The sequence below is a fragment of the Comamonas testosteroni genome (assembly GCF_030505195.1).
GTDB classification, from domain to species: Bacteria; Pseudomonadota; Gammaproteobacteria; order Burkholderiales; family Burkholderiaceae_C; genus Comamonas; species Comamonas testosteroni_G.
Window position 1 is genome coordinate 1,816,417 of sequence record NZ_CP129672.1, and the last position, 19,532, is coordinate 1,835,948.

16 protein-coding genes are annotated in these 19,532 nt (G+C 63.8%); 12 read left to right on the top strand and 4 right to left on the bottom strand.

The window, feature by feature from the left end:
• Positions 1-22: 22 nt before the first annotated feature.
• From QYQ99_RS08390 to QYQ99_RS08400, 3 genes are all read right to left on the bottom strand, one after another.
• A complete protein-coding gene (locus tag QYQ99_RS08390) occupies positions 23-4,759 on the bottom strand; it encodes a glutamate synthase-related protein (protein ID WP_302092233.1) in 4,737 nt (1,578 codons plus the stop codon).
• A 182-nt stretch (positions 4,760-4,941) separates the two neighbouring features.
• On the bottom strand, positions 4,942-5,649 hold the full coding sequence (locus QYQ99_RS08395; RefSeq protein WP_003062049.1) for a transposase: 708 nt from the start codon (positions 5,647-5,649) through the stop codon (positions 4,942-4,944).
• An 89-nt stretch (positions 5,650-5,738) separates the two neighbouring features.
• Positions 5,739-6,575, bottom strand: a complete 837-nt coding sequence (locus QYQ99_RS08400; RefSeq protein ID WP_302092234.1) for an IclR family transcriptional regulator — start codon at positions 6,573-6,575, stop codon at positions 5,739-5,741.
• A gap of 103 nt (positions 6,576-6,678) precedes the next feature.
• Between QYQ99_RS08400 and QYQ99_RS08405 the strand changes: the two genes are divergently transcribed.
• The 10 genes from QYQ99_RS08405 (at position 6,679) to catC (ending at position 15,622) form a co-directional block, all read left to right on the top strand.
• Positions 6,679-7,380: a 3-oxoacid CoA-transferase subunit A gene (locus tag QYQ99_RS08405; protein ID WP_302092235.1), complete on the top strand. Its 702-nt coding sequence runs from the start codon at positions 6,679-6,681 to the stop codon at positions 7,378-7,380.
• A gap of 31 nt (positions 7,381-7,411) precedes the next feature.
• Positions 7,412-8,053, top strand: coding sequence for a 3-oxoacid CoA-transferase subunit B (locus tag QYQ99_RS08410; RefSeq protein WP_003074107.1), 642 nt, complete (start codon positions 7,412-7,414; stop codon positions 8,051-8,053).
• 56 nt (positions 8,054-8,109) lie between these two features.
• The gene (pcaF, locus tag QYQ99_RS08415) at positions 8,110-9,321 is read left to right on the top strand and encodes a 3-oxoadipyl-CoA thiolase (protein ID WP_302092236.1); all 1,212 of its coding nucleotides are present in this window, start codon (positions 8,110-8,112) and stop codon (positions 9,319-9,321) included.
• A gap of 167 nt (positions 9,322-9,488) precedes the next feature.
• Complete coding sequence (locus QYQ99_RS08420) at positions 9,489-10,484, top strand: Bug family tripartite tricarboxylate transporter substrate binding protein (protein WP_302092237.1); 996 nt, start codon at positions 9,489-9,491, stop codon at positions 10,482-10,484.
• Between the two features lie 207 nt (positions 10,485-10,691).
• Entirely contained in the window at positions 10,692-11,489 is a 798-nt protein-coding gene (pcaD, locus tag QYQ99_RS08425; protein WP_302092238.1) for a 3-oxoadipate enol-lactonase, read from the top strand.
• A 68-nt stretch (positions 11,490-11,557) separates the two neighbouring features.
• Complete coding sequence (locus tag QYQ99_RS08430) at positions 11,558-12,619, top strand: cyclase family protein (RefSeq protein WP_302092239.1); 1,062 nt, start codon at positions 11,558-11,560, stop codon at positions 12,617-12,619.
• A 19-nt stretch (positions 12,620-12,638) separates the two neighbouring features.
• Entirely contained in the window at positions 12,639-12,947 is a 309-nt protein-coding gene (locus QYQ99_RS08435; RefSeq protein ID WP_302092240.1) for a YciI family protein, read from the top strand.
• A gap of 51 nt (positions 12,948-12,998) precedes the next feature.
• On the top strand, positions 12,999-13,736 hold the full coding sequence (locus tag QYQ99_RS08440; protein ID WP_302092241.1) for an SDR family oxidoreductase: 738 nt from the start codon (positions 12,999-13,001) through the stop codon (positions 13,734-13,736).
• 206 nt (positions 13,737-13,942) lie between these two features.
• Entirely contained in the window at positions 13,943-15,280 is a 1,338-nt protein-coding gene (locus tag QYQ99_RS08445; protein ID WP_302092242.1) for a short-chain fatty acid transporter, read from the top strand.
• Positions 15,281-15,337: 57 nt separating this feature from the next.
• Complete coding sequence (catC, locus tag QYQ99_RS08450; RefSeq protein WP_302092243.1) at positions 15,338-15,622, top strand: muconolactone Delta-isomerase; 285 nt, start codon at positions 15,338-15,340, stop codon at positions 15,620-15,622.
• 214 nt (positions 15,623-15,836) lie between these two features.
• On the opposite strand, the gene QYQ99_RS08455 is transcribed toward catC, so the two are convergent.
• Positions 15,837-16,682, bottom strand: a complete 846-nt coding sequence (locus QYQ99_RS08455; RefSeq protein ID WP_003058703.1) for an SIS domain-containing protein — start codon at positions 16,680-16,682, stop codon at positions 15,837-15,839.
• Positions 16,683-16,926: 244 nt separating this feature from the next.
• Here QYQ99_RS08455 and tal point away from each other — a divergent pair, with 244 nt between their 5' ends.
• Both tal and pgi read left to right on the top strand, forming a co-directional pair.
• Entirely contained in the window at positions 16,927-17,892 is a 966-nt protein-coding gene (tal, locus tag QYQ99_RS08460; RefSeq protein ID WP_302092244.1) for a transaldolase, read from the top strand.
• Between the two features lie 15 nt (positions 17,893-17,907).
• Positions 17,908-19,509, top strand: coding sequence for a glucose-6-phosphate isomerase (pgi, locus tag QYQ99_RS08465; protein WP_302092245.1), 1,602 nt, complete (start codon positions 17,908-17,910; stop codon positions 19,507-19,509).
• Positions 19,510-19,532: the final 23 nt, after the last annotated feature.

Sequence of the window (19,532 nt, forward strand, 5' to 3'; positions counted from 1 at the left end):
CCGCCACCGCTTGGAGCCGTTTTTACTTGGCGGCTACTGCTTCTTTTTGAGGAGCTGCTGGCGCTTTCGCAGCTTGCTTTTCCTTCTGTTTGCGTTCAAAGATCTCGCCAAGTGCACGCTGGTACTCGGTCGGGAACACCTTGACAAACTTGGCACGCGCCGCGGCCCAGTTGTCCAGCAGATCACGGGCACGCTTGGAACCCGTCCAGCGGCTGTGAGCCTCCACCATATCGCGCAGCTGCTGATCGTCGCTCTGGCCGCGGTGCCAGATGCCGGGATCGACACGCGAGACAAACTCGTCGTGCGGCAGCACCTTCTCCAGCTTCACCGAAGCGGTGTTGCAGCGCTCGGCGAACTTGCCGTCCTCGTCGTAGACATAGGCCACGCCGCCGCTCATGCCGGCCGCGAAGTTGCGGCCGGTCTTGCCCAGCACGACCACGGTACCGCCGGTCATGTATTCGCAGCCGTGGTCACCCACGCCTTCGACCACGGCCGTGGCGCCGGACAGACGCACGGCAAAGCGCTCGCCGGCCACGCCGCTGAAGAAGGCTTCACCGCTGGTGGCGCCGAACATCACGGTGTTGCCCACGATGGTGTTGGTCGTCGTCGAGCCACGGAACTCATGGCTGGGATGCACCACCACGCGGCCGCCGGACAGGCCCTTGCCGGTGTAGTCGTTGGCTTCGCCGCTGAGGTTCAGCGTGATGCCGTTGCACAGGAAGGCACCGAAGGACTGGCCGCCCGTACCTTCGAAGTGGATACGGATGGTGTCATCTGGCAGACCTTCGGCGTGATGCTTGGTCACCGCGCCCGAGAGCATGGCACCGACGGAGCGGTTGACGTTGCGCGCCACTTCCATGATGCGCACCTTCTCGCCGTTTTCGATGGCGGGCTTGCAGCGCTCGATGAGCTTGACGTCCAGCGCCTTGTCCAGCAGGTGATCCTGGCTTTCCACGTGGTAGCGGGCCACGCCGGCAGGCACTTCGGGCTGGGCGAACAGACGGCTGAAGTCCAGGCCCTGAGCCTTCCAGTGCTCGATGCCCTTGCGGGTGTCGAGCAGGTCGCAGCGGCCGATCAGGTCGTCGAACTTGGCAATGCCCAGCTGGGCCATGATCTGGCGCACTTCTTCAGCGATGAAGAAGAAATAGTTCACCACATGCTCGGGCTTGCCGGTGAACTTGGCACGCAGCACGGGGTCTTGCGTAGCCACGCCCACGGGGCAGGTGTTGAGGTGGCACTTGCGCATCATGATGCAGCCTTCCACCACCAGCGGAGCCGTGGCGAAGCCGAACTCGTCAGCACCCAGCAAAGCGCCGATGACCACGTCGCGACCGGTCTTCATCTGGCCGTCGGCCTGCACACGCACACGGCCGCGCAGACGGTTCAGCACCAGGGTCTGCTGGGTCTCGGCCAGGCCGATTTCCCAGGGGCCGCCCGCATGCTTGATGGAGGACCAGGGCGAAGCGCCGGTGCCGCCGTCGTGCCCTGCGATCACCAGGTGATCGCTCTTGCACTTGGTCACGCCTGCGGCAATCGTGCCCACGCCGACTTCGGACACCAGCTTGGTGCTGATGCTGGCGTGCGGAGCCACGTTCTTCAGATCGTGGATCAGCTGCGCCAGGTCTTCGATCGAGTAGATGTCGTGGTGGGGAGGAGGCGAGATCAGGCCCACACCCGGCACCGAGTGACGCAGTGCACCGATGTAGTCGGAGACCTTGCCGCCGGGCAGCTGGCCGCCTTCGCCGGGCTTGGCGCCCTGAGCCATCTTGATCTGGATCTGGTCCGAGGAAGCCAGATATTCGGCAGTCACGCCGAAACGACCGGATGCGACCTGCTTGATCTTGGAGCGCAGCGAGTCGCCGGCCTGCAGTTCGATATCGGACTCGACCTTGTCCTTGCCGATGATGGAGGCCAGGGTTTCGCCCTTGCTGATGGGGATGCCCTTCAACTCATTGCGATAGCGCTTGGGATCTTCGCCGCCTTCGCCGGTGTTGCTCTTGCCGCCGATGCGGTTCATGGCCACGGCCAGCGTGGCATGGGCTTCGGTGGAGATGGAGCCCAGCGACATGGCACCCGTGGCAAAGCGCTTGACGATTTCCTTGGCCGACTCGACCTGGTCCACGGGAATGGCCTTGGCGGGGTCGAACTTGAACTCGAACAGACCGCGCAGCGTCATGTGGCGCTTGGTCTGGTCGTTGATCAGCTGGGCGTATTCCTTGTAGGTGCTGAAGTTGTTGGCACGTGTGGAGTGCTGCAGCTTGGCGATCACGTCAGGCGTCCACATATGCTCTTCGCCACGGGCACGCCAGGCGTACTCGCCGCCGGCATCCAGCATGGTTTCCAGCACGGGGTCGTCGCTGAAGGCAGCCTCGTGGTTGCGGATGGTTTCCTCGGCGATCTCGAAAACGCCGATACCTTCCACACGGCTGGCCGTGCCCGTGAAGTACTTGTCCACGGTCTCGCTGTTCAGGCCCACGGCCTCGAACAGCTGGGCGCCGCAGTAGGACATATAGGTGGACACGCCCATCTTGGACATGATCTTGGACAGACCCTTGCCGATGGCCTTCACATAGTGATAGATGGCCTTGTCGGCAGTGATGGGCGCACCTTCGCGGCTGAAGATGTCGACCAGGGTCTCCATCGCCAGATAGGGGTGCACAGCTTCAGCGCCGTAGCCGGCCAGCACGGCAAAGTGATGCACTTCGCGGGCCGTGCCGGTTTCCACCACCAGACCGGCGGTGGTGCGCAGGCCTTCACGCACCAGATGCTGGTGGATGGCGGACAGAGCCAGCAGCGCGGGGATGGCCACTTGCGTGGCGCTCATGTTGCGGTCGCTGATGATCAGGATGTTGGCACCGCCCTTGATCTCGTCCACAGCATGGGCGCACAGCGAAGCCAGCTTGGCCTCCACACCCTGCTTGCCCCAGGACAGCGGGTAGGTGATGTCGATGGTCGAGCTCTTGAACTTGCCGTTGGTGCGCTTTTCGATATCACGCAGCCTGGCCATGCCTTCGAAGTCGAGCACGGGCTGCTGCAGCTCCAGGCGCATGGGCGGGTTGACCTGGTTGATGTCCAGCAGGTTGGGCTTGGGACCCACGAACGACACCAGCGACATCACGATCGCTTCGCGGATCGGGTCGATGGGGGGGTTCGTCACCTGGGCGAACATCTGACGGAAGTAGTTGTACAGCGGCTTGTTCTTGTCGGACAGCACGGCCAGCGGGCTGTCGTTGCCCATGGAGCCAATGCCTTCCTCGCCCTTCTCGGCCATGGGGGTCAGCAGGAACTTGATGTCTTCCTGCGTGAAGCCGAAGGCTTGCTGGCGGTCCAGCAGGGACAGCTCGGTCTTGGCTGCGGGTGCCTTGAAGTCGGCGGGGATTTCCACCTCGTCGAGCTTGATGCGCAGGTTCTCGATCCACTGCTTGTAGGGCTTGGTGTTGACGACGTTGGCCTTGAGCTCTTCGTCTTCGATCATGCGACCTTGCTCCAGGTCGATCAGCAGCATCTTGCCGGGCTGCAGGCGCCACTTGCGCACGATCTTGCTATCGGGCACGGGCAGCACGCCGGCTTCGGAAGCCAGGATCACCATATCGTCATCGGTGATGCAGTAGCGCGAGGGACGCAGACCGTTGCGGTCCAGCGTGGCGCCGATCTGGCGGCCATCGGTGAATACGATGGAGGCGGGGCCGTCCCAGGGCTCGATCATCGCAGCGTGGTATTCATAGAAGGCGCGGCGGCGCTCGTCCATGGCTTCGTGCTGCTCCCAGGGCTCGGGAATCATCATCATCACGGCCTGGCTGATGGGGTAGCCGGCCATGGTCAGCAGCTCCAGGCAGTTGTCGAAGGTGGCGGTGTCGGACTGGCCGGCAAAGCTGATGGGATAGAGCTTTTGCAGGTCTTCGCCCAGCACGGGAGAGGCCATCACGCCTTCGCGCGCCAGCATCCAGTTGTAGTTGCCGCGCACGGTGTTGATTTCACCGTTGTGGGCCACATAGCGGTAGGGGTGAGCCAGAGGCCACTCGGGGAAGGTGTTGGTGGAGAAACGCTGGTGCACCAGGCCGATGGCCGAGACGCAGCGCTCGTCGGCCAGGTCACGGTAGTACACGCCCACCTGATCGGCCAGCAGCAGGCCCTTGTAGACCACGGTGCGGCTGCTCATGCTGGGGACGTAGTATTCCTTGCTGTGCTTGAGGCCCAGGTTCTGGATGGCGGCCGAGGCCGTCTTGCGGATCACGTACAGCTTGCGCTCCAGCGCATCCTGCACGATGACATCGGCACCACGGCCGATGAAGACCTGGCGCAGGATGGGTTCCTTTTCCTGCACGGTGGGCGACATCGGCATGTCGCGGTTCACCGGCACATCGCGCCAGCCCAGCAGCACCTGGCCTTCGGCCTTGATCGCACGCTCCATCTCCTGCTGGCAAGCCAGGCGCGAAGCATGTTCCTTGGGCAGGAAGATCATGCCCACGCCATATTCGCCGGCAGGAGGCAGTGCCACGCCCTGCTTGGCCATTTCTTCGCGGTAGAGCTGATCCGGGATCTGGATCAGGATACCGGCGCCGTCGCCCATCAGGGGGTCCGCACCCACAGCACCGCGATGGTCGATGTTTTCGAGGATCTTCAGTGCCCCCAGCACGATGTCATGGCGCTTCTGGCCCTTGATATGGGCCACAAAGCCCAGACCGCAGGCATCGTGTTCGTTGCTCTTGGAGTACAGACCGTGGTCCTGGAGATACTTGATCTCGGCAGCAGTCGTCATGGGGAATCCTCTTATATCAATCGCGGGGAACGCAAGATTACGACATGACATGAAGTTATGCAATAAGTATTAATTGGGGTCAGATTCCAATTAATTCCCAACTTTTTTTATTTGAATTTAATTAGGGACATATAAAAACCGAGAAAAGCAATCCAATAAAAACAAGGAGTTGGAAAAGCTCCCTAGTCCTCGTGCACCGAAGCTGTGCGTGCTGCAGGCCTGCCGGCCTTCTGCCGCTTCACGCGCCGCTCGGTTTTCTGTTGCAAATTTTCAATGAAATCGGGCTCGCCCAAAGCCCAGCCACGCAGTGCAGCATGGCTGATCTGCGCCTGCGTATCTGCATCCAGACCGGCCTCCACGGCCCTGACATAAGCCGCATCCCGGGCAAACGGCGTGTTGCCCAGAGCCCAGAAAAGCGCGTGCGGGCTGATGAGCGCATCGCTTTGCAGGCCTGCGTTGTGCGCATAGCTGGACCAGGGCCAGTCCACCGCGCGCTGCACCAGCCCGTCGCGCACGGGGTTGAGATCCATGGAGACCATGGTCGCCATCAGCCATTGCTCGGCCTGCAGCACGGTGCAGCGGTAGCGCCCCTCCCACAGGGTGCCGGTACGCCCGTGCCGGTTGTTGAAGTAACGCACATAGCTGCGCCCCACGGCCTGCATGAACTGGGGCACGCCCTGCTCCGTCCTGGGCGTCAGCAGCAGATGGAAGTGATTGGGCATGAGCACATAGGCATGCACATCGACCTCGAAGCGCCGCGCCATCTCGCGCATCAGATCCAGCATGACCAGGCGATCCTGCGCATCCACAAAGATCTCGCCGCTGTTGTTGCCACGCTGGATGATGTGGTGCGGCATGTTTGCCAGCGTAAGACGGGGAAGACGGGCCATGGAGCAGACTTGGACAGGGGCGACAGGGAAGGCTTTTCGGTCATTATGAAGCGTCGCACCAAGGCCGACGCCTCCTCAAGCGCCAGACATCACAGATGCATGCGGCCCGAAGCACTCAGCAACTGGCTGATATGCCGCGTAGCGGCCAGCAGTTGCGGCAGCAGCCGCTCGCGCATCATCTGCTCGCTGGTGCGGTTGGCCTGACCGCTGATGTTGAGCGCCGCCACCGTCTGGCCGCGCGCATTGCGTATGGGGGCGGCAATCGAGATCAGCCCTTCCTCCAGCTCCTGGTTGAGCAGGGCCCAGCCCTGCTCGCGCACGCGGGCGACCTCGGCATACAACTCGTCGTCGCCGGTCAGCGTGTGGCGCGTGAAGGCGCGCTGCTCGCGCCGGGCCATCAGCGCCCGCAGTTCATCGGGGGGCAGCGCCGCCAGCAGCACCCGGCCCATGGAGGTCCAGAAGGCGGGCAGTCGCGAGCCCACGCCCAGATTGGTGCTCATGATCTTGTGCGTATGCACGCGCAGCACATAGACCACATCCAGACCTTCGAGTACGGCGGCCGAGCACGACTCCTTGACCTCGTCCACCAGCGCCTCCATCGCCGGCTCGGCCAGATTCCACAGCGGCGTGGAGCTCAGATAGGCAAAGCCCAGATCCAGGATGCGCGGCGTGAGTGCGTAGTACTTGCCGTCGCTGCGCACATAGCCCAACGTCTGCAGCGTCAGCAGGATGCGCCTGGCACCGGCACGCGTCAGACCCGTGGCGGCAGCCACCTCGCTGAGCGTCTGCTCCGGCGCCCTGGCACTGAACGAGCGTATGACTTCCAGCCCCCGGGCAAAGGACTGCACATAGCTGTCGCCGGGCTTGAGAGAGGGCGCCTCGCCCTCAACCGGGGTTTTCCCTGATGTGGTTTTTACAGTCTCCATTTTCTTCATCCTTTCCTACAATTCTTTTAGCGAACAAATGTTCTATATGCGAACATTTTAGCGCCAATGGCGCAAGTCTTTGTATAGAAAATTGGAGACCCCCATGATCAACAAGATCGCCGACTCGGTCGCTCAGGCCCTGTCCGGCATTCGAGACGGCTCCACCGTGCTCATCGGCGGCTTCGGCACCTCGGGCATCCCCGGCGAGCTGATCGACGGCCTGATCGCCCAGGGTGCACGCGAGCTCACCGTGGTCAACAACAATGCCGGCAATGGCGACACCGGCCTGGCCGCCCTGCTCAAGACCGGCCAGGTGCGCAAGATCATCTGTAGCTTCCCGCGCCAGGTGGACAGCTGGGTCTTCGACGAGCTGTACCGCAGCGGCAAGATCGAGCTAGAGCTGGTGGCCCAGGGCAATCTGGCCGAGCGCATGCGCGCCGCCGCTGCAGGCATAGGCGCTTTCTTCTGCCCCACGGCCTACGGCACCGAACTCGCCAAAGGCAAGGAAACGCGCGAGATCAACGGCAAGCACTATGTGCTGGAGTACCCGATCCATGGCGATGTGGCGCTGATCAAGGCCGAAAAAGGCGACCGCTGGGGCAATCTGACCTACCGCATGTCGGCGCGCAACTTCGGCCCCGTGATGGCTTCGGCCGCCAAGTTCACTGTGGCCACCGTGCATGACATCGTGGAGCTCGGCCAGCTTGACCCCGAATCCGTGGTCACCCCGGGCATCTATGTGAGCCAGGTGGTGAAGATCGAGCGCGTGGCCACCCAGGCCGGCGGCTTCAAGAAGGCGGCCTGAGCCAGCCAAGGTCCAGCAAGGAGATACAAGCGTGAGCTATCAAAAACGAAGCAAGGACGAACTGGCCCTGCGCGTGGCCCAGGACATTCATGACGGTGCCTATGTGAATCTGGGCATAGGCCAGCCCACCTTGGTGGCCAACCACATCCCCGCAGGACGCGAAATCGTGCTGCAAAGCGAGAACGGCATTCTGGGCATGGGCCCGGCACCGGCTGCCGGCTCTGAAGACTACGACCTGACCAATGCCGGCAAGCAGCCCGTGACCCTGCTGCCCGGCGGCAGCTATTTCCACCACGCCGACAGCTTCGCCATGATGCGCGGCGGCCATCTGGACATCTGCGTGCTCGGAGCCTTCCAGGTTTCGGCCACGGGTGACCTGGCCAACTGGAGCACGGGCGAGCCCGGCGCCATTCCCGCCGTGGGCGGAGCCATGGACCTTGCCATTGGCGCCAAGCAGACCTGGGTGATGATGGATTTGCTCACCAAAAAGGGCGAAAGCAAGGTCGTGGCCCAGTGCAGCTACCCGCTGACCGGCCTGGGCTGCGTCAAGCGCATCTACACCGATCTGTGCACCCTGGCCTGCACTGCCGAGGGGCTGCGCCTGATCGACAAGGTCGAAGGCCTGGAGCACGCCGAGCTCGAACGCATCGTGGGCCTGCCCATCGCGGCCTGAACGGCAGGCCGATCCGGTCTGCACCAGAAGTTCAATTTTCATAACGGAGACATGCCATGAGCAACCAGAACCAAGCCTTTATCTGCGACGCCATCCGCACCCCCTTCGGTCGCTACGGCGGCGCGCTGTCCAGCGTGCGCACCGATGATCTGGGCGCCCTGCCCATCAAGGCGCTGATGCAGCGCAACCCCGATGTGGACTGGACCGCCGTGGCCGATGTGCTCTATGGCTGCGCCAACCAGGCCGGCGAGGACAACCGCAACGTGGCCCGCATGTCGGCACTGCTGGCCGGCCTGCCCATAGACGTGTCCGGCGCCACCATCAACCGCCTGTGCGGCTCGGGCCTGGATGCTGTGGGCACGGCCGCGCGTGCCATCAAGTCCGGTGAAGCACGCCTGATGATTGCCGGCGGCGTGGAGAGCATGAGCCGCGCGCCCTTCGTCATGCCCAAGGCCGAGTCCGCCTTCAGCCGCAGCAATGCCGTCTACGACACCACCATCGGCTGGCGCTTCGTCAACAAGCTGATGAAAGCCCAGTATGGCGTGGACTCCATGCCCGAGACCGCCGAAAACGTGGCCGACGACTTCAGGATCGAGCGCGAAGCCCAGGACCGCATGGCCCTGGCCAGCCAGGAAAAGGCAGCAGCAGCGATTGCTGCCGGCCATCTGGCACGCGAGATCGTGCCTGTCTCCATCGCCCAGAAGAAGGGTGACCCCATCGTCGTGAGCCAGGACGAGCACCCCCGCGCCACCACCATCGAGGCACTGGCCAAGCTCAAGGGCGTGGTACGCCCCGATGGCACGGTCACGGCCGGCAACGCCAGCGGCGTCAACGACGGCGCCTGCGCCCTGCTGCTGGCCAACGAGGAAGCCGCCCGCCAGTACGGCCTGGTACCGCGCGCCCGTGTGGTCGGCATGGCCGTGGCCGGCGTCGCGCCGCGCATCATGGGCTTCGGTCCCGCTCCCGCCGTGCGCAAGGTGCTGGCCCAGACAGGCCTGACTCTTGAGCAGATGGATGTCATCGAGCTCAACGAAGCCTTTGCCGCACAAGGCCTGGCCGTGCTGCGCGACCTGGGCATTGCCGACGACGACCGCCGCGTCAACCAGTGGGGCGGCGCCATCGCCCTGGGTCACCCCCTGGGCGCATCGGGCGCCCGCCTGGCCACCACGGCCGTGAATCAGCTCCATACCCTGGGCGGCCGCTACGCGCTGTGCACCATGTGCATCGGCGTGGGCCAGGGCATTGCCGTGGTGCTCGAACGCGTCTGATCCCGACTGCGGCAGGGCCGGATCAGTCCGGCCTGCTGCCGCCCCCCCTTGCCTCTTGCTCAAAAACAACGACCGCTGACGTGCACCTTCTCTTGCAGGTGTGCCACCGCGGCAGCCCGCGCCCCGGCCACTGGCCGGCGGTGTCTTGCCTTTTCCCGGAGACCTCAATGTCCAATTCCCTTTCCCTGTCTCGCCGCCGCAGTCTGCAGACCCTGGCAGCAACCGCCCTGTTCGCTCTGGGCGCTGCTCCCGCCATGGCCCAGACGCCCTATCCCAGCAAGCCCATCACCATGATCGTGCCCTTCTCGGCCGGCGGCACGACCGATATCCTGGCGCGCGTGGTGGGTCAGGCCCTGAACACCGAACTGGGCCAGAGCATCATCATCGACAACCGCCCCGGCGCGGGCGGCAATATCGGCGGCCAGGCCGCAGCCCGTGCAGCTGGCGACGGCTACACCCTGTTCATGGGGACGGTGGGCACGCACGCCATCAACGAAGCCCTGTACAAGAAGATGCCCTTCGACCCGGTCAAGGACTTCGCTGCGCTGACTCGCGTCGCCAACGTGCCCAATCTGCTGGTGGCCCACCCCAGCCAGCCGTTCAAGACGGTCAAGGAAATGATGGCCTACGCCAAGGCCAATCCCGGCAAGCTCAATTTCGGCTCCTCGGGCTCGGGCAGCTCCATCCATCTGTCGGGCGAGCTGTTCAAGTCCATGACCCATCTGGACATGGTGCATGTGCCCTACAAGGGCAGCGCGCCGGCCATCACCGACCTGCTGGGCAACCAGATCGCCATCATGTTCGACAACATGCCCTCGGCCATCCAGCATGTGCGCTCGGGCAAGCTGCGCCCCATCGCCGTGACCACGGCCAAGCGCTCGCCCGAGCTGCCCGATGTGCCCACCGTGGCCGAAGCCGGCGTGCCCGGCTATGAGGCCACCTCCTGGTTCGGTCTCTTCGTTCCGGCCAAGACACCGGCCGACATCCAGCAAAAGCTGCATGCCGCCATCGCCAAGGTGCTCAAGGATCCCGCCGTGATCAAGAAGATCAACGACCAGGGCGGAGAAGTCGTGATCGACACCCAGGAAGGCTTTGCCAAGTTCATCGACGCCGAAGCCAAGAAGTGGGGCAAGGTCGTCAAGGACTCCGGCGCCAGCGTCTGAGATCCAACACTCCTCCTGAGCCGCTGCGCGGCTTCCCCCGTGGCACGGCGCCCTCTCCTTCGGGAGGGGGACGACAGCCTCGCTGGGGCAGCCCCCGCTGCGGGGCGGCCCGGCCGGCATAGGCCCTTTCTCGCTGTCCCTGGCTTGGTCCACGCCAGTTTCATGCGCTGCTGCGCGCTCTATTTCACGCATCGTCTGCAAGCCTGTATGACCACCTCTCTCCTCTCCACCGCCACCGGCGATTTCCGCATTGATCTGCAAGGCCCTGCCGACGCTCCCGTGCTCATGCTCTCCAACTCCCTGGGCACCACGCTGGAGATGTGGGACGCGCAGGCAGCTGCCCTGCGCAGCGAATTTCGTGTGCTGCGCTACGACACGCGCGGCCATGGTGCCAGTGTCTGCAGCAGCGGCCCTTACAGCGTCGAGCAGCTGGGCCGTGACGTGCTGGCCATTCTCGACGCGCTGCAGGTGCAGCAGGCGCATTTCTGCGGCATCTCCATGGGCGGCCTGACCGGCCTGTGGCTGGGCGTCAATGCCGGCCAGCGCCTGCGCAGCCTCACTGTGGCCAACAGCGCCGCCAAGATCGGCGTGGAGTCTGCCTGGCTGGAACGTGCCGCCCAGGTGCGCGCCAACGGCGCGGCCGGCATGCTGGCCCTGGCCGAATCATCGCCCGGCCGCTGGTTCACGCCGGGCTTCGCGGCTGCCCAGCCCGCCGTGGTGCAGCGCGCCCAGGGCTGGATCGCAGGTATCGCGCCCGAGGGCTATGCCAGTTGCTGCGAAGCCCTGGCCCGCGAAGATCTGCGCACTGCGATTGCCGGCATCGCCACCCCCACTCTGCTGGTGGCCGGCGCACAGGACCCCGTGACCACGGTGGCCGATGCCCAGGCCATGCAGGCCGCCATCGCCGGCTCGCAGCTGGCCGAGCTGCAGGCCTCGCACCTATCCAACCTGGAGGCACCCGAGGCCTTCGAGCAAGCCCTGGCCGGCTTTGCGCGCCAGCACTGACCGACGCCGCGACGACCGACTGCCCGCATCCGGCAGCGGCCGCCACAGCCTGTGATACGGAGACTGCCATGTCCACTCGCTCCCGCCGCTGGAAGCAGCGCCCCCAAGGCTCGACCTGGGGCGACTTCGGTGAAGACGACCAGCTCGGCCGCCTGAACCTGCTGACCCCTGAAAAAGTCCGCCAAGGTGCGGCCGAAGTGCAGACCGGCCAGCGCTTTGCGCTGAGCCTGCCGCTGGACTACCCGGGCGGCAGCGCCCTCAACCCCAACCGCAAGCCGCCCGTGCTGCGCCCGCTGCAGCGCAAGGGCCGCGTCAACTTCAACTGCCTGCTGCAGGAGCTGGAGCCGGGCCGCACCGATGTGCTCTCGGACGACATGGTCATCCTCTCGCTGCAGTACTCCACGCAGTGGGACGGCCTGGCCCACGTGGGCGCCCTGTTCGATGCCAATGGCGACGGCCTGCCCGAGCCGCTTTACTACAACGGCTTTGCCGCCGGCGTCGACATCGTGGGCCCCGCCGAGCTGAGCGGCACCGGCATTCCCGCGCGCCTTGACGACAGCGCCAGCACCAGTTGCGCCAAGGCCCTGGGCATTGAAGGCATGGCCCGCAACGGCGTGCAGGGCCGCGGAGTGATGGTGGACCTGCGCGCCCATTTCGGCGACGCCCGCACCCTGGTCGGCTACGAGCAGTTGATGCAGGTCATCGCCACCGACGGCGTGCAGATCGAACCCGGCGACATGCTGTGCCTGCACACAGGCTTTGCCCAGCGCGTGCTGGATATGCACAAAAACCCCGACCCCGAGGTGCTGGAACACGCCTGCGCCGTGCTCGACGGGCGCGATGCACGCCTGCTGCAGTGGATCACCGACAGCCAGATCGCCGTCATCGCCACCGACAACTACGCGGTCGAGGCCTTCCCCGCGCGCCCGGGCGCCGCCTGCTGCGCGGCCCTGCCCCTGCACGAGCACTGCCTGTTCAAGCTGGGCGTGCACCTGGGTGAGCTGTGGCATCTGACGCCGCTGGCGCACTGGCTGCGCGAGCACGGCCGCCATCGCTTCCTGCTCACGGCGCCGCCATTGAACCTGCCGGGTGCCATCGCCTCGCCGGTCACACCGGTCGCCACGGTCTGAGCCCAACACCGGAGCCTTCATGCCCTTCATCATCGAAACCTTCGACAAGCCCGGCCACCAGGCCGTGCGTCAGGCCCATCGCCCCGCACACCTGGACTTTCTGGACACCCACAAACACCTGCTGCTGGCCTGCGGCGCCAAGCTGGCCGACGACGGCAGCGACCTCGGCGGCGGCCTGTACGTGGTGGAACTGGACACGCGCGAAGCGGCCCAGTCCTTCATAGAGTCCGACCCCTTCTTCCGGGCCGGCCTGTTCGAGCGCGTGTCCATCACCCGCTGGCGCAAAGCCTATGTCGCCGGCACCAGCCACCTGCCTGCGGCGGCCTAGCTCCAGTCCGGCCGCCCCTCCTTTCCCCGCATTCCGTCCGAAAGTATTGCCATGTCTTCCCAGAACGCTTCCCTTCCTGTCCGTCCCCGCGTGCTGATCACCGGTGGCGGTGCCGGAATCGGTGCGGCCGCCGCCGAGCGTTGCCGTGCCGACGGCTACGAGCCCATCATCATCGACCGTGTGGTTGATCACGTTGCGGGCGGCATCCAGGCCGACCTCAGCAATGCCGAGGACACGGCCCGAGCCCTGCGCCTGGCCCTGGAGGGCGGGCCCATCACGCGCCTGATCAACAACGTGGGCGTGGTCGTGCCCAATGACGCCGGGTCCCAGACCCTGGCAGAGTTCGACCTGGCCGTCTCGCTGAACCTGCGCTGCGCCTTCCAGTGCATGCAGGCCCTGCTGCCCGGCATGAAGGAGGCGGGGTTCGGGCGCATCGTCAACATGTCCTCGCGCGCCGCGCTGGGCAAGGACCTGCGCACCGCCTACGCAGCCACCAAGGCCGGCCTGATCGGCATGACCCGCGTCTGGGCGCTGGAGCTGGGCCAATGGGGCATCACGGCCAACGCCATCGGCCCCGGTCCCATCCGCACCGAGCTGTTCGACAAGGCCAACCCGCCCGATGCACCGCGCACGCAAAAGATCATCCAGTCCGTGCCCGTCAAGCGCGTGGGCACACCCGAAGACGTGGCCCATGCCGTGTCCTACATGCTCGACGAGCGCAGCGGCTTCGTGACCGGACAGGTGCTCTATGTCTGCGGCGGCATGACCGTCGGCGTGGCCTCCGTATGAACACCCCCTGAGCCGCAGTGCGGCCTCCCCCCTTCTCTCGCTGCGCGGGAGGGGGACGACGCCCACGCTGCGGGACGGCCCTGGCTCGGCGTTTCTGACGCGAGCCCTGCCGGCCGCTTGAGCAGAACCACGCTCCAGCCTTGCGCCCCACGGCGCAGGCGCCTTCCTCTCCCCACAAACCATTCCAACCCCGGAGACCGGCACCCATGTCGAAAATCACCGCCTTCTTCACCGAGCTGATGCGCAAGTATCTGCCCGACCCCTTTGTCTTCGCCATCCTGCTGACCCTGTTGACCATGGTCCTGGCCTTTGCCGTGGAAAGCCGGCCCGTCAACCTGGTCGTCGAGGACTGGGGCAAGGGCTTCTGGAGCCTGCTGGCCTTCACCACCCAGATGGCCGTGATCCTGGTCATGGGCTATGTACTGGCGGCCGCGCCCCTGGTCAACCGTTTCCTGGACCGCATCGCCAGCCACGTGCACACGCCGCGCCAGGCCATCATCGTGGCCACCATCGTGGGCTGCGTGGGCAGCTACCTGAACTGGGGCTTCGGCCTGGTGATCGGCGGCATCATGGCGCGCAAGCTGGCGCTCAAGGTCAAGGGCGTTCACTATCCGCTGATCATCGCCTCGGCCTATACCGGCTTCACCATGTACAGCCTGGGCTTCTCGGCCACGATTCCGGTGCTGATCTCGACCAAGGGTCACACCTTCGAGAGCAGCATGGGCCTGATCCCGCTGACGCAGACCATCTTCTCGGCACCCATGCTGCTGACCAGTCTGGCCGTGCTCATCGCCCTGCCGCTGCTCAACGCTGCCATGCACCCCAAGGCCGGCGAGAAGATCGTGGAGCTGGACCCCGCCATGGCCGCTGACGAAGGCAAGGGCGGCGCAGGCCACGACCTGCTGGGCGACCAGAAGACCCTGGCCTACCGCCTGAACAACAGCCGCGTGCTCAATCTGCTGATCGGCCTGTGCGGCATGGCCTATGTGGTGCTGCACTTCGTCAAGGGCGGCAACCTCGACCTGAACATGATCAACTTCTTCATCCTGTTCCTGGGCGTGCTGCTGCTCAAGACACCCATGCTCTATGTGGAAAAGGTCAATGAGGGCGTCAAGACCATCGGCGGCATCATCCTGCAGTTCCCCTTCTACGCAGGCATCATGGCCATCATGCATGGCTCGGGCCTGGTGGAGTCCATCGCCCACATCTTCGTGAGCATCGCCAACGAGCACACGCTGCCGCTGTGGGGGCTGATCAGCTCCTTCGTGATCAACTTCTTCGCACCCTCGGGCGGCGGCCACTGGGTGCTGCAGGGCCCGTTCATGATCGACGCGGCCAAGACCCTGGGCGCCTCGCAGGCCCAGACCGCCATGTCGGTGATGCTGGGCAATGGCTGGAACGACCTGGTGCAGCCTTTCTGGATCCTGCCGGCCCTGGCGCTGTCCAAGCTCAAGCTCAAGGACATCATGGGCTATACCGTGGTCTCCATGATGCTGGTCGGCGTGATCTACGCGAGCACCATGCTGATCTGGCCGCACCTGTAACTGGTCGCCGACGTTCTTTTTCCGCTTTTCCGTTCACATCCTCACCTAGGAGAACCCATGCTGTTCATGGTCGAAATGATTGTCCAGATCCCCCACTCGCTGGACCCCGCCCTGGTCGCGCAGATCAAGCAGGACGAGAAGGAATACTCGCAAAAGCTGCAGCGCGAAGGCAAGTGGCGCCATATCTGGCGCGTGGTGGGCGAATACGCCAACGTCAGCATCTTCGATGTCCAGAGCAATGACGAGCTGCACAGCCTGCTCAGCGGCCTGCCGCTGTTCCCCTATATGCAGATCAAGGTCAAGCCCCTGGCCAACCACCCCTCCTCCATCGTGCAGGAGTAAGCACGGAAGCCGCAGGCAAGCGCCCGCCCGCAACAAAGCCCATGCAGCTCCTGGCCGCATGGGCTTTATTTTTGATAGCTGTCATCGCCTACTCACAAACGAATTCAATATGTTTTGCATCTGAAATGTTTATCAATAGAGCGATATAAGCTCCTATTAAAAGAGCATTCGAGCCTTCGCTGCTGCCCGTCCCGGGCTGCGTCTTTGCAGGTCTTCAGGTGTAGCGCTTGGCGCGCAGATTGTTTTTCATCTGCTCCAGCGCCGGCTGCAGTGCTGGCCCGATGCGCAGGGCCACACAGGTCGCCAGCACGTCGATGATGAGCAGGTGCAGCAGCCGCGAGACCATGGGACTGTAGCGGTCGTAGCCTTCAGGGTGATCGGCAGCCAGATGCACCTGGCACGCCGAGGCAAGAGGCGAGCCGCTGGCCGTGATGGCAATCGTGGTGGCCCCGTTCTTGCGGGCGATATCAGCCGCATCCATCAGATCTCGCGTGCGGCCGGAGTTCGAGATGATGACCACGCAATCGCCCGGACCCAGCAAGGTGGCGCTCATGACCTGCATATGGCCATCGCTGGTGGCCAGACTTGTCACACCGAGGCGGAAAAACTTGTGCTGGGCATCCAGCGCCACGATGCCCGAGTTTCCGGCGCCGTAAAACTCGATGCGCTTGCCCGTCTGCCAGGTCGCTGCAATCGCCTGCGCAGCCTGCTCTATGGCCGCCGTGCTGGCCGCATTGCGGTACTGCAGAAAAGCGGCAACTGCGTTGTCCACCACCTTGACCATGACATCGCTGGTCTTGTCATCGCTGTCCACACTGCGATGGATGAAGGGCACGCCTTCGCTGACGCTGCCCGCGAGCTTGAGCTTGAAGTCCGCCAGGCCGTCATAGCCCATGCTGCGACAAAAGCGCACCACCGTCGGCTTGCTGACATGCGCCCGCACTGCCAGCTCTCGCACCGGCAGATGCGCGAAGGCCCGCGGGTCGGCCAGCACCAGGCGTGCAACACGCTGCTCTGCAGGCGCCAGGGACGGAAGGGAGGCGGTAATCCGATCAAGCATATTGGCGCGGATGAGGTGGAAGCAATAAATGCGTGCAGAAAAAGGCGAGCATAAGACCGAAGCGCCTCACACCTTGCAAAATGGCTGCAAAACTTGAATATTTCCGCAAATAAATAGGAGAGCGAACATATTCAGCAGGGTTTGCCTTGATGCACCATCAAACAGAGTGTCGGCAGGCTCGTTCTCAATCTGGGATTCACGCTCTACACTTGCTGGTTAGTTTGAAACACAGCAAAGGATGGACATGAATCAGTTGGAGGCGCTCAAGCAATTCACAACCGTGGTCGCGGACACCGGTGATTTTCATCAATTGGCGCAGTTTCAACCGCAAGATGCCACCACCAATCCATCCCTGATTCTCAAGGCGGTTCAAAAGACCGAATATGCGCCGCTGATGCGCGCTACCGTGGCGCAGTTCAAAGACAGAGGGCTGGACGAAATCATGGACCGGACGCTGGTGCGCTTCGGCTGCGAGATTCTGAACACCATCCCCGGCCGTGTCTCCACCGAGGTCGATGCCCGCCTGTCTTTCGACACCGTGGCCACGGTCACGCGCGCCGAGCGACTGATCGAGCTGTATCAGGCCGCAGGCATCCACACCGAGCGCGTGCTCATCAAGATCGCCGCCACCTGGGAAGGGATTGAAGCGGCCCGCATTCTTGAGCAGCGCGGCATCTACACCAACCTGACGCTGCTGTTCTCCTTCTGTCAGGCCGTTGCCTGCGGCCAGGCCAAGGTCCAGCTGATCTCGCCCTTTGTGGGCCGCATCTACGACTGGTACAAAAAGCAAGCCGGCGCGCAATGGGATGAAGCCGCCATGGCCGGCGCCAATGATCCCGGCGTGCGCTCGGTACAGAAAATTTACGACTACTACAAGCACTTCGATGTTTCCACCGAGGTCATGGGTGCAAGCTTTCGTAATACCGGGCAGATTCTGGCTCTGGCGGGCTGCGATCTGCTTACCATTGCACCTGAGCTGCTGGCCCAGCTCCGCGCACAGCAGGACGACGCCATGCCTTTGGCCCGCGCCCTGGACCCGGACAAGGCCAGGGCCCAGCCGCAGGAGCGCGTTCTGTACGACCAGGCCTCGTTTCGCTTTGCGCTGAACGAAGATGCCATGGCCACGGAAAAGCTGGCCGAGGGCATTCGCGCTTTCACCGCAGACACCCTGAAGCTGGAAGCATTGATGCAGCAAGCGGCTGCAGATTGACGGGAATTTCCTTTGATGCCTCTTTGTCACGAGCTGCCTGCCTGGCAGGCTTTGCAAACCCATTACCGGTCGCAGATCCAGCATCTGGATTTGCGCCAGGCTTTTGCACAGGACCCACAACGTCTTGATGCCCTGAGCATGCAGGCGCCATATGTCTTCGCCGACCTGTCGAAGAACCTCTGGACTTGCGAGACCGAGGCCTTGCTGGGGCAGCTTGCAGCCGAGAGCCAGCTCGCTCGCAAACGCGATGCCATGCTGGCAGGCGCAGCCATCAATACCAGCGAGCAGCGCAGCGCGATGCACTGGCTGCTGCGCACTCCCGCAGACGGCGGGCAGCTCGCCCAGTCCCCTGTGCTTCGCTCCTGGCCCCAGGACATGCACTCGGCGCTGCGTGAAGTGCACGACACGCTGGATCGAATGCTCGCCCTGGCCGATCAGATCAGGGGCAGCCAGCAGATCACCGATATCGTCAATATCGGCATCGGCGGCTCGCACCTGGGTCCGGAAGTCGTGGTCAATGCCCTTGAGGACTGGATAGACCAGGACAAGAACTTTCACTTTGTATCCAATGTTGACGGCCACGAGCTGGGACATGTGCTGCGCCGGGTCAAACCGGAAAGCACGCTGTTCCTGATTGCCTCCAAGTCCTTCACCACGGCCGAGACCATGCTGAATGCTCGCTCGGCCAGGCAGTGGTTTCTGGATCATGGGGGCAGCCCAGATCCGCAAGCACCATGCTCGATTGACCAGCACTTCGTGGCCCTCACCACCAATACACAGGCTGCGGCAGAATTTGGCATACAGCGCACGCTGGGTTTCTGGGACTGGGTGGGCGGACGCTTTTCGCTGTGGTCCGCCATCGGCTTGCCTATCGCCATCGCCATAGGCTCGGAACAGTTCAGGGCGCTACTGGGCGGCGCTCATGCGATGGACGCCCACTTTTTCACTGCGCCCATGGAGAGCAATCTCCCAGTGCGCCTGGGACTGCTGGATGTCTGGTATCGCAATTTCTGCCAGTTTTCCAGCCGCTGCATTGCGCCTTACAGCCATGGTCTGCGCCGCCTGACGGCCTATCTGCAGCAGCTGGAGATGGAGAGCAATGGCAAAAGCATCAACAAGAATGGCGTTCGACTCACAGCTCCCACTGCACCGGTGATCTGGGGCGAGCCCGGCACCAATGGGCAACATGCTTTTTTTCAGATGCTGCATCAGGGGCGCGATGTCATACCGGTCGAATTCATTGCCCTGCGCGACGGGGGCAAATACCTGGGCGAGCACCATCAAAGCCTGGTGGTCAACGCCATTGCCCAGGCCCAGGCGCTGATGGTGGGGCGCTGCGGAGAGGGTCTGGAAAAAGACTGCGACGGCAATCGCCCCAGCAGCTTCCTGATGCTTGAAAGACTGGACCCCGCCTCTCTGGGCGCCTTGATCGCGCTGTATGAACATCGCATCTTTGTCTCCGGCGCCATCTGGGATATCAACAGCTTCGACCAGTGGGGAGTGGAGCTGGGCAAGAAGCTGGCAAAGCAGCTGCATGCCCGCCAGAGCCACAATGACTGGGCAGGAGTGGACGCATCGACACAGGAGTTGATGAAGCGCCTGATGCAAGCTCACTGAGCATCACGAACAGCGAGCCCGGT